Source organism: Flavobacterium labens (genome assembly GCF_048286755.1).
Classification (GTDB): Bacteria; Bacteroidota; Bacteroidia; order Flavobacteriales; family Flavobacteriaceae; genus Flavobacterium.
In genome coordinates this window covers 949810-961816 of the sequence record NZ_JBLVPL010000001.1, presented here as the reverse complement: position 1 = coordinate 961816, position 12007 = coordinate 949810, and the positions used below count along the sequence as shown (strand labels likewise).

11 protein-coding genes are annotated in these 12007 nt (G+C 29.9%); all 11 read left to right on the top strand.

Features of this window, described 5'->3' with window-relative positions; translation table 11 throughout:
* The first annotated feature begins 4 nt into the window (after nt 1-4).
* The 11 genes from ACNQF8_RS04220 to ACNQF8_RS04170 all read left to right on the top strand — a co-directional run bounded on the left by ACNQF8_RS04220 (nt 5) and on the right by ACNQF8_RS04170 (nt 11895).
* Complete coding sequence (locus ACNQF8_RS04220; protein ID WP_417950922.1) at nt 5-1684, top strand: DUF6909 family protein; 1680 nt, start codon at nt 5-7, stop codon at nt 1682-1684.
* A gap of 9 nt (nt 1685-1693) precedes the next feature.
* Nucleotides 1694-2683: a hypothetical protein gene (locus ACNQF8_RS04215; protein ID WP_417950921.1), complete on the top strand. Its 990-nt coding sequence runs from the start codon at nt 1694-1696 to the stop codon at nt 2681-2683.
* 102 nt (nt 2684-2785) lie between these two features.
* Complete coding sequence (locus ACNQF8_RS04210; RefSeq protein ID WP_417950920.1) at nt 2786-3451, top strand: hypothetical protein; 666 nt, start codon at nt 2786-2788, stop codon at nt 3449-3451.
* Nucleotides 3452-3582: 131 nt separating this feature from the next.
* The gene (locus ACNQF8_RS04205; RefSeq protein ID WP_417950919.1) at nt 3583-4815 is read left to right on the top strand and encodes an oligosaccharide flippase family protein; all 1233 of its coding nucleotides are present in this window, start codon (nt 3583-3585) and stop codon (nt 4813-4815) included.
* Between the two features lie 33 nt (nt 4816-4848).
* On the top strand, nt 4849-5490 hold the full coding sequence (locus tag ACNQF8_RS04200; protein ID WP_417950918.1) for a DNRLRE domain-containing protein: 642 nt from the start codon (nt 4849-4851) through the stop codon (nt 5488-5490).
* Nucleotides 5491-5510: 20 nt separating this feature from the next.
* Nucleotides 5511-6788 (top strand): hypothetical protein, encoded by a 1278-nt coding sequence (locus ACNQF8_RS04195; RefSeq protein ID WP_417983465.1) that lies wholly within the window; start codon nt 5511-5513, stop codon nt 6786-6788.
* Entirely contained in the window at nt 6763-7962 is a 1200-nt protein-coding gene (locus ACNQF8_RS04190) for an O-antigen ligase family protein (protein WP_417952941.1), read from the top strand. Before ACNQF8_RS04195 ends, ACNQF8_RS04190 begins: the two co-directional genes overlap by 26 nt.
* 6 nt (nt 7963-7968) lie before the next feature.
* Entirely contained in the window at nt 7969-9057 is a 1089-nt protein-coding gene (locus ACNQF8_RS04185; protein ID WP_417950915.1) for a glycosyltransferase family 4 protein, read from the top strand.
* Nucleotides 9045-9572 (top strand): WcaF family extracellular polysaccharide biosynthesis acetyltransferase, encoded by a 528-nt coding sequence (locus ACNQF8_RS04180; protein ID WP_417950914.1) that lies wholly within the window; start codon nt 9045-9047, stop codon nt 9570-9572. The genes ACNQF8_RS04185 and ACNQF8_RS04180 overlap by 13 nt, the downstream gene beginning before the upstream one ends.
* A 19-nt stretch (nt 9573-9591) precedes the next feature.
* Nucleotides 9592-10797 (top strand): WcaI family glycosyltransferase, encoded by a 1206-nt coding sequence (locus ACNQF8_RS04175; RefSeq protein WP_417950913.1) that lies wholly within the window; start codon nt 9592-9594, stop codon nt 10795-10797.
* A gap of 114 nt (nt 10798-10911) precedes the next feature.
* Nucleotides 10912-11895, top strand: coding sequence for a UDP-glucuronic acid decarboxylase family protein (locus ACNQF8_RS04170; RefSeq protein ID WP_315205743.1), 984 nt, complete (start codon nt 10912-10914; stop codon nt 11893-11895).
* Nucleotides 11896-12007: the final 112 nt, after the last annotated feature.

Genomic DNA, 12007 nt, shown 5'->3' with positions numbered 1-12007 from the left:
GAAAATGAAAGAAACAAAAAATATATCACGGTCCAGAGCGCAAGAATCATCAGCAGCAATTGAAAAAATGTACATCACCATGCGTCATCTTTTCAATAGAGGATTTTATAAACCAATGGGAGTTTCCGGAGATACATTGAGAGAAGCATTATTGGCATTAAGCCCAGAAATATATGGAAATATTGCAGATGAAAAAGTAGAATTAAATGGACTTTTGTATGTAATAGAACGACTTCCTGTAGGAATTGAAGAATGTAGATTTATCAATTTAACTTCGGAAGAAGGCTATTCAAAATCTCATTTTCAAGCTATTGTTCCACCAAAAAGACGACGCAATTGTTACCGTATCGATGAGGAGCAAATGAATGTGGAAATCACCCGCGGACGCTCCGATATTTATGATATTTTGACGCATTTGACGTTTATTTTTATCGAGTCACACAAAATTAGAAATAGAGTTTTACTGGATGACGCAGGCGAAGTTTCTCGTGATTGGTTCAAACTCGAACAAGCGGTTTCTCAAAAGAAAAAGCTGACTCAAATAGAAAAAGAAAAAGCCATTTCACATGCTGCGAATATTCTGGGAAGAACGTTTGAGGAAGTATTGGATATTTATGATGCATTTGGTTCAACGGCAGCGCCAGATCGTTTTTTACATGTTATTTTTTGGTTAGGAAAACTGGCCATTGAAGAAATTGTAGATGATAATAAGAGAACAATCACTTTCAGTCCTATTTTAAGAGAGCGATTGGGACATCATATTCACGGCGAAATTTGGGCTACTAATATCAAGGAGGTTTTGAAAGAAAACCAACTTTTAGACCGTCCAATTCACGTAATCAGTGCGAATATGCACAGTGTGATGAATTCTATTTTTGCCACCGAGGTTTTAAAAACGAAGTTTAAAGGCAAATCGGATTTCTTTATTTACGAAGAACTAAGCAAATCGGGTGCAAACGAAGTTCGTAATCAGGTTGAAGAAGTAGCTTTGAAACACGGAATGATTTCGTTGCCGGATACATCGGGAACAAATATTGATGTTCAGATTTTTGATACCGCCAAAATCGATTGGTCCAAAACATCATTTCCAAAGGCAAATTCCGGAGATAAAAAACCGGTTTTGATTGTTATGGATTATGCTTTTGGGGAACAAGCGTATGAAACCATTGATGAGTTATTGAAACCGTATAAAAAAGCTACTTTGCTTAATGTGGAATCAGTTTCTATCATGGGGAAAGCAGGAATTCTGGAAGGTGGAAAAGGGGATATTATGATTCCGAATGCACACATCAATGAAGGAACGGCGGATAATTATTTTTTCGAAAATGAATTGACTGCCGATATGTTTGAAGGAAATGACATTGCTGTTTTTGCCGGACCAATGGTTACTGTTTTGGGAACTTCATTACAAAACCGAGATTTATTAAAATTTTTCCATGAATCAACTTGGGGAGTCATAGGATTGGAAATGGAAGGTTCATATTACCAAAAAGCCATTCAATCGGCTTCAAAAATCAGAAAGAGTGTTCCTCATGACATCAAAGTGAGATATGCGTATTATGCATCAGATAATCCGTTGGAAACTGGAAGTACATTGGCTTCAGGCGGACTAGGAACTACGGGTGTAAAACCTACTTATTTGATTACCATTAAAATATTGGAACAAATTTTCAACGTAAAATAAAAATATAGGATGAACAAAAACCAACCCAATAACCAAGAGGATCAAGAGATTGATTTGATGCAAATTTCTAAAAAAATAGGAAGTTTTTTTCAAAATATTAACACATTTTTATTTAACTGTATTCAGTTTTTTGTAAAAAATGCGATTGTAATTTCAATTTTGTTGGTAATTGGAGTTGGAGTAGGGTTTTATTTAGATGTGACAAAAAAAATCTATAATCATCAAATTACAGTGACTCCAAATTTTGGAAGCACGGATTATTTATATTCAAAAATTGACTTGATTGAATCAAAAATCCAAGAAGGAGATACTGTTTTTTTGAAAGAAGTTCTAGGTGTAAAAAAGCCTAAAGCAATAGTAAAAATTGAAATAAAACCAGTTACAGACGTTTATAAATTTATTGAGAATAAAACCGAGAACTTTGAATTAATCAAGTTGATGGCTGAAGATGGTGATATAAAGAAAGTACTTGAAGAGAATTTGACAAGTAAAAATTATAAATTTCACACGATTACTTTTCAAACTAAACATATAATAACTGAAAAATCTGCAATTGAACCGATATTACATTTTTTAAATGAATCGGAGTATTATTCAAAAGTGCAGAAAGAAATAGTTAATAATGTTCAGTTAAAGATGATTCAAAACGACACTATTATAGCACAGATAAATGGTGTTTTAAGTGGTTTTTCGAATACAGCAAAAGGGACAAAAAGTAATAATCTAGTCTATTATAATGAAAATATCCAATTGAATGATATCATTAAAACGAAAGAGTCTTTAATAAACGAACAAGGATTTCTTAGAGTTGATTTGGTAGGATTAAATAGAATTGTAAAGGAAAATAGTTCAATACTTAACATTGAAAATAACACTTCTATAAATGGAAAATTAAAATTTATTTTGCCAATTTTATTTGTTTGTATTTTCATTTTGATTCGTTTTTTTATCACTTTTTATAGAAGGCAGTCTGTAAAAGCAAACTTAACTAAGTTATAAAGAAGTATAGAGTTACTGTTGGCAGACAGTGTGCGAGGAAAACCGTAAAATAAAACAGAAACATTTAATATAAATTAACCTTAATTACAAGCTGAAACAAAAATGAAACTAATTAAATTAAACTTAGCAATTTTACTTTTATTAACGATTACAAGTTGTGTAACAACATTACCTATAAACAAGCAATTTTATAATACTAAAAAAGTTGGCGTAATATTACAAGTAGATAGTATTGGAATGGCAAAAGCAGGTGGACAAGGATTATTAGATATGGCGCTAACACCAGGGAATAGATTTACTGAACCATTGAAGAAGATAGAACCAAGTTTTAAATTGAATGAAACATTAAAGACTGAAATTAGTAATATGTTAAATTCAAAAAACAAACAGTATCAATTTATTGATGAAAAAGTTGACTACAAATCGCTAAATAAATTTGAGAAACCGAATTCTGACAAAAAATACAGCAAAAAAGATTTTAGAAATTTTAAAACTTCAAACAATGTAGATGAAATAATGGTTGTTAAAGTGAAATACGGTATACTTGTGAGTTATTACGGCGTAATAGAATTAGACAAACAAGGATATGTAAATATTGAAACTGAGGTAGTAGATTTAACAGATAATTCACTTTTACAACAAGAAATGTTTCAAACTGCTGCAAAAATGAATGGAAACTGGAAAAAAGGCGAAGATTTTGGAAATCTCAAAAGTTCAATTCAAGATGCAATAAATAGTTCAATTTCAACTCTGAAAGCAAAATTCTAAAAAGACAACAATCTGCCAACAGCAGTTTGCAAAAATGGTGGGTTTTAGGTTCCTTAATCCGCCACTTTTGCATAATAGAAAAGGCTACTTACAGTAAAAAACGCACGATATGATCAATAGATAGTATGTAAATGGATATAAGTAGGACAAGATTAAACATAATATCTAACTTTTTTTACATAGGTGTAATGAAGTTTCTGAATATTGGTTCTAAGTATATTCTGGTGGGTTATTTAATTAGAGTTTTAGGTGAGAATGGATATGGTACATTAACATGGGTAGATTCAATTGTTCAATATTTTATAATGTTAATCAATTTTGGCTTTGATTTGTATGCGGCTAAATATGTAGTCGAAAACAAGAACAACCCTAAAAAGCTGAACGAAGCAATTTCTGCCATATATTATATCAAAGGAATACTATTTCTCATGTCCTTTATTTTATTGATTCCACTGACTTTTAATACAGAAATTAATACTGTTATTAATCTAATTTTTTTGATGATGGTCATGGGAATCGGTGAAGTATTCACTCCTATTTGGTTTTTCCAGGGTATTGAGAAAATGAAAACGATTACCGTTATCACTTTTTTCTCTAAACTAATCCTAGTTCTACTCACTTTTTTCTTTATCAAAAATAGTACTGATATTCATTTGTACATTTTGTTTTTAGTGTTTACAAATATTATTTGGGGCTTTTTTGGGTTTCTAATGATGAAAAAAGAGGCAAATTTTAAATTTGTTGCGGTTACTTTTCAATTAATTAAAAACTATTTAAAAGAAGGATATCTCTTTTTTATTGGTAAGTTTTCTACCTTTTTGTTTAATCTGGGGACGGTATTTTTAATAGGTTATTTGTTTACCAAAGGTCAGGTTGCAGGTTTTGATATCGCTATTAAAATTGTCTTTGTTTTTATTATTCCTTTTGAAGTTTTGCAGCAAGCACTTTTTCCAGTTATAGTAAGGGGAGTAAGGAAAAGTGTACTTCGAAAGATTACAGTTGCAACATTTATTATCAGTTCAGCTGCCGCTATTGTATTATATGTTTTTTCTGAAAATATAATTGTAATTTTTGGAGGAACTGAAATGTATAAATACAGTTATGTCCTTGATTTGGTTTTGGTTTTAATTCCTATTGTTAGTTTAACAATAGTTGTGGGAAATTGTATTCTTGTGGCAAAAGGGCATTATAAGCAATACAATTCGTCTTTGATAGTGTCAGCAATGGTTTTTGTTTCCTTACTGATTGTATTAAAAACTACTGATCAATTGAATTTTTTAAATGTTATTCTAATTCGGGTTTTGGCAGATTTCATCCAATTATTAATTAGATTTTACTATAATTTTAAATTTAAAATAATTTAAATAGTACTATGAAAGTGATTAAAAAAGCTAATTTTGAAAAAAAGTATAAAAATGAGAATAAATAACGCAATGGCTTTAGGGCTTTTTTCTTTGTTTTTAGTTTCTTGTTCGAAGAACTCAAAGGAATTAGTATTAGAAGCAAAAAATGGCAATATAGAAGATGCTTTAATATGTAAATTTTTACCGTATCAAAATTTTTCTGAAGAAGAAAATATCCATTTATACTCCTCTAAGCAAGGAGATTCAATAAATGTTAATAGGGTGGTTTTAAATTTTAAGGAAATTCCGGCCAATATAAAAATTGATAGCGCTTTTTTACAATTAAAATTTAATGCAAAATCGGTAATTGGAAAAGAGAGTTATGGTGAAAACGGCTTCGTTATTCAACGTATAATTTCTCCTTGGGACGAAACCGAAGTGAATTGGGCAAACGCACCTGTTACAATAGATGATAACCAGATTTTCACTGATAAAACTAAGCTTAACAAAGATCCAAACAGAATTAATGTTACAAGATTAGTTCAAGATATTTCTGATGATAAAGACAATAGTTATGGGTTTTTATTAAAGTTGATAAATGAAAACAGTAGTTCTTTAGTGCTCTTAGCATCTAGTAATAATAGTGATGCTAGTTTAAGACCTAAATTAAAAATATACTATTCAGATAAACAATAAAACCATTTTATTTTTATTTGATGAAACTATATTTTAGAAAAACATCTTTGCCAGTCCTATTTGAATTTATATTATTTATAAGTTTAGTGGAGACTGGTTTTTTTTATTTTTTTAAATTACTTGGACTTCAGCAATTTCAAATGATACCTTACTTAAGGTTAATGTCATTGTTGTTCACCTTTTTATTCTTCTTCAAAAACAGATTTTACCTCAATAAATTTTTTAAAATCAGTTTAAAAGCAAACTCGGAAAACCTTTTGGTTGTGGTATGGGTTAGCTCTACTATTCTAGGTTTCTTCATAGGTATAATACATCAAAATTCTGTTTTATATCTTTTTACAGATATGATCTATATCCTTTTTGGCTATTTTTTGTATCGAATTTTTTATAGCAATCAAAAATTACTGGATGAAATTACAGTTGAATTAACGCTACCGCAAGAACACTATTTTGTTATCTCTATTTTATTTCTTTCAGTATTAGCATTTGTTTTAAACATTGATTTGCCTTCTTTCACAGTGGTTTTCACCTTAGTTTATGCATTATATCAGTACAATAAAAAAAATTATGGCCTGATGTTTTTGTATTCACTACCTTTCTTTTTTCAAATACTTAAATCAAATAGGGCATTATTACTTGTTTTTGTTTTAGTGTTGTTTTTTGCCTTTGTACAAAAAAGATTTTCAAAAAAAAACATCAACGATTTTCTGCTAATTATTGTAGTTTTTCTATTGCTCTGTTTTTTCTTTTTAGATGATGTATTAAAAGTCATAATTAATTATTTTCCGGAGAATTCTACTTTAAAAGATCGATTGGTTCAAGTGTATTTAGTATTAAAAGGCAATGTAGATTGGAACTCTCCCGCATTACTATCACTTAGTCAGCGAATCGATGAAGCAAAAGCGGTAATTGCATATTGGTGCTTGAATCCTTTCAATTTTTTATTTGGAGGAGGTATGGGAGCTACAATTGAAGGTTTTTCTTTTAAAGACATTGGCGTTGCGGACTCTGCATTATTAGGAAAAACAGCTATTCATAATATTCATTTATTACCATTTGCTTTAATTTTTAGGTATGGAATTATTGGAATTGGTTTATTCCTTATTTTGATATATAATTTATTTAAGTATTTATTTAAAATCATTTTATCGGAACAATCCTTGTTTAAAACATTGATTGTTTTTCAATTTTGTTGGATATTATATTCCTTTCCTGCTGCCTCTTATTTATGGACCTGCCCACTATTTTGGATAACATTAGCTTATGTCTCAAATGAAAAAAGAATTAACTTTTCTTAATTATATTTTATATTCTATAGCTTTTTTTATACTGTTGCCTAATAGTATAAAGGAATTACCATTTATGTTATTGGGACTATTTTCTATTGTTGTTTTTAGTAGAGAAAGAAAGATTGACACTAAAATGTTTACTATACTAGTGCTTTTTTTTGTTGTAAATCTTTTCAGTTTGTTATATACCAAAGATTTATTTTATGGATTAAAACGAATAGAAGGATTCCTTCCTTTGCTTTATCTTGCTTTTTGCTATTGTGTATTCTCAAAAATGGAATTAAGATTTGAAAGAAAATTTGTAGAAAATTGGATATTAATTTTTAACGGCTCTAATTTTGTTTTTTTAATAGTTGTTAGCTTATATTTTTATTATCAAAACATTCCAGTAACGTACAATACAATCAGGACCGTTTTCGATGAGATCCCTTTGATTAATATGCATCCTATTTACCTATCGATTACTTCAGTTCTGGGTTTAATGTCTTGTGTTTTTATTTTCGGAAATAACTTAAAAAAATGCTCTTTTTTAATAGTGGTAAATATTCTTTTGCTTTTTCTAACTGGGGCAAGGGCTACTTTTATTGGGTTTTTTATGATTTTATTTTTGGTATTATTTTTTGGAAGATTATCTTTAAAAATAAAATTTTCGGTAGGAGTAGTTTCTTGTTTTTTGATTTATTTCCTTTTTGCTTTTAATAGTGATTTTAAGAAAAGGTTCCAAGAAATGATTATTCCGGTTTCCTATTCAAAGGTAAATCCAAACAATTCCACAAGTGTTCGAATTGCGGTTTGGGACTGTGGAATTCAAAAAATTAAAAGTTCAAATACTTTAATTGGAAATGGGATTGGAGATGTTCCTTCTGTTTTGCAACAATGTTATGATACACAATATCCTGAATTAGAGAAGTATTATAATACACACAACCAGTATTTCAGTATTCTTTTAGGAACGGGTTTGATAGGCTTACTAAGTTTCTTGCTTTTTTTTGTGTATCTTTTAGTTAATGCTTTAAAAAATAAAAATAATTTTCTGTTAGTGCTTGTTTTATTTTATCTCTATATATTTAATTTTGAAAATATTATAGAGAGAAAATACGGAATTTTATTATTGCTGTTCTTCTTGTTTTTCGTTTTTAATATTTTTACTAAACCGGCAAATAAACCTGTTGAAATTGTTTAATTCTTGATGCAAAATAAAATTTTAATTATAGGTCCTTTTCCGCCACCAATATCTGGAGTGAGTATTGCGAATGAGGTTATTTCTAAAGGATTGCGTAAAAAAAACTGGAAAGTTGACACGATAAATTCAGAATATTCAGAATCCATTACCAATAAACACGGTAGAATTAGTTTAAAAAAATTATATTTTATTAGAACGTATTTACATGTTGGTAAAGTCTTATTTTCAAAAATCACTTACATCACTATAGGCCAATCTTATTTTGGAGTTTTAAAATATCTCCCATTCATAGTATTAGCTAAGATTGCCAAAAAAAAACTAGTGGTTCACTTACATGGAAATCATCTGCTCAATGAGTATAATGTATTAAAAGGGTTAAAAAGAATCATTTTCCACAAGTTAATTTCAATGTTTGATTATGGAATTGTTTTGTCTGAATCATTGCGCAATAATTTCGAACCTTTTTTAAAAAAAGAATCTATTTTTGAGTTGCATAATTTTTTTGAAGAATCATTAATTCTTCCTCCTGAAAAGTTAATTCAACAAAAAGAGTATGCAGAGTTAAGAGTTGTATTTTTGAGTAATTTAATAGAAGAAAAAGGAATTAATATTTTATTGGAAGCAGTAAAAAAATTAAAAGTAAAAGGAATAAATATTCAGTTAAAAGTTGCTGGAAACAAGATTAAAGAAAATAATTTATCTAATTATTTTAATACTTTGGATGGTGTTGATTATGTGGGAGTAGTTCATGGGGAGGAAAAACAGAAATTATTACTTTGGAGCAATGTTTTTTGTTTGCCGACCTTTTACAAAATGGAAGGTCAGCCAATAAGTATATTAGAGGCAATGGCGATGGGGAATTTGATACTCACAACTAACCATGCTGGAATAATAGATGTTTGTAAAGAGCAAAATGCAATCTTTTGTGAAAAAGAAAATGTAGAAGATTTAGCAAATAAATTAGAAGATTTAGTGAATGACCAAAATCAGATTCGAAAAAAAGGACTTCTAAATATACAATATGCCAATGCATATTTTACAGAAGAAATGTTTATTGAAAATGCAAATAAAATTTTATTGCAATGTATCAACTAAAAGAGTTTAAACTTCCCGAGGGATTCAGAGGGAGAAATGCATTTACAGTACAACTCTGGTGGTTGGTTTATTTTTTTTTATTTAAACCGTCACCTCAGGTTATGTACGGTTGGAGACGTTTTTTATTAAGACTTTTTGGTTCAAAAATTGGGAAAAAGGTAATTTTGAGACCATCATGTCAAATAACGTATCCATGGAAGTTGGAAATAGGAGATTATTCCTGGATAGGAGATGAAGTTGTTTTGTATACTCTTGGTGAAATAAAAATAGGAAGCAATACTGTAATTTCACAACGAAGTTATTTATGTACAGGTTCTCATGATTATACGAAAACTGATTTTCCAATTTTTGTAAAGCCAATACTTATTCACGATTCCTGCTGGTTAGCGGCAGATGTTTTTGTTTCTCCTGGAGTGGAAATAGTTGATGAGGTTATTGTAGGAGCTAGGTCTTCTGTCTTTAAGAGTATTTTGGAGAAAGGAACTTATAAAGGAAATCCTTTGAAAAAGGGATAAATACCTATAAATTGATCAAATGAATATAACAATAATTAGTAACCATTATTATCCTGAAGATAGTGGAATTGGACTATATTCTACAGGAATGGCTGAGTTTTTAGCTCAAAAACATACGGTTAAAGTGATTGCTGCAACACCCTACTATCCACAATGGAAAATATATCAAGAATACGATAAAAAAGGACTTTTTAGCACCGAAGTTATTAATGGTGTGGAAATCTTTCGGTTCAAACAATTTACCCCTGAAACCCCCACATTCAAAGGGAGAATATTTCAAATGATTCATTTTTTTATAGGTTCATTTTTTAATGTTTTTAAAATAAAAAAAAATGATATTGTCATAGTTGTAATGCCTTTTACGCTATCAGCAGTTTTAGGCTGGTTTGTAAAAACATTTCGAGGAGGCAAACTTTGGATACACGTTCAGGATTTTGAATTTGATGCTGCTTTCGAAACGGGAATTTCTAATAAAAAAGGAATCTTGCCCAGAGTTGTGTTTAGAATAGAGCGATTTATATTTAATCGAGCAGATTTCACGAGCACAATCAGCAATGGAATGTTAAACAAATTAGAAACTAAATCAAACACAAAAAAATACTTTTTCCCTAATTGGATTGACCATTCGAAGATAAATCCAGATCTGGCAAAGCCAAGTTTATTATTTGATACTTCAAAATTTAATATTTTGTATTCTGGAAATATTGGCGCCAAGCAAGATTGGGATTTTTTTATTGATTTTGTAAATGCTTGTCAAGAAATAAAGAATGTTCAGATTTATTTGATTGGTGAGGGAGCAAAACGGAAAGAAGTAGTCGAGAGTTTAAAACAATTTCAAAATTGCAAATACTATCCACCAGTTCGTTACGAAGAATTAAATGATGTGTTGTGTAATGCAGATTTACATCTACTTTTTCAAAAAAGCACAGTTATTGATACTGTAATGCCATCAAAAATATTAGGAATGATGGCAAGTGCAAAGCCCTCTATTGTTACTGGGAATGAATATTCGGAGGTAAAATATAATCTCGAAATTTCCGAAGGAGGATTTTATTTTCATCAGGATAAAAAACTTGAAGAAATAATGGGAGTTCTAAAAAAATTAATTCAAAACCCATGGCAGTCTATGATTATGGGTGATAAAGCAAGAAAATTTGTAATTGAAAAATATTCTATTGAAAGTGTTTTGAGTCAATTTCAAAAGGATATTGAAAATGGTTTATAAACGAATTTTTAGAATTAATTCGGTTTGTTGTAAATTCAAATGTGATTGAAAAATGTTGTTTTTTTAATGAAAATATTAACGGTTTATTATACCTTGCATTCGTAAAATTGACTCATGAAAAGAATACTCATCACCGGAGCCGCTGGATTTTTAGGATCACATCTTTGTGACCGTTTTATTAAAGAAGGTTATTTTGTTATTGGAATGGACAATCTCATTACAGGAGATTTAAAAAATATAGAACATTTGTTCAAACTGGAGAATTTTGAATTTTATCATCACGATATTACAAAATTTGTTCATGTTCCGGGTCAACTAGATTATATTCTTCATTTTGCATCGCCTGCAAGTCCAATAGATTATTTGAAAATCCCGATACAAACCTTAAAAGTGGGTTCTCTAGGAACGCATAATCTTTTAGGTTTGGCACGTGTTAAAAAGGCTAGAATCCTTATTGCATCTACTTCTGAAGTGTACGGAGATCCATTGGTTCATCCACAAACGGAAGAGTATTATGGAAACGTAAATACCATAGGTCCAAGAGGTGTTTATGACGAAGCAAAACGTTTTCAGGAATCCATAACAATGGCGTACCATACGTTTCATGGTGTAGAAACAAGAATTGTTAGAATTTTCAATACGTATGGACCAAGAATGCGTCTTAATGATGGCCGAGTAATTCCCGCTTTTATAGGTCAGGCAATTCGTGGGGAAGACTTAACTATTTTTGGAGACGGAATGCAAACCCGTTCGTTTTGCTATGTAGATGATCAGGTAGAAGGTATTTTTAGATTATTACATTCTGATTATGTGTATCCGGTAAATATTGGAAACCCTGATGAAATCACCATCAAGGATTTTGCAGATGAAATTATAAAATTGACAGGTACCAATCAAAAAGTAGTATACCATGCTTTGCCGATAAATGATCCTTTACAACGTCAGCCTGATATTACTAAGGCAAAAGAACTGCTTGGATGGGAAGCCAAAATAGGTCGTGCCGAGGGAATGAAAATTACTTATGATTATTTTAAATCCTTATCTAAAGAGGAACTTTCTAAAGAAGAGCATAAAGATTTTTCCAGTTATATTAAGTAAATGAATTTATTTAATGTTTGTAATGTATAGTTTTAATATACTTTGAATGTAACTGAAAATAAAAAAATAGTAACATATTTACTGTACTAAATTTTGCGTAGCTATTTCAAGA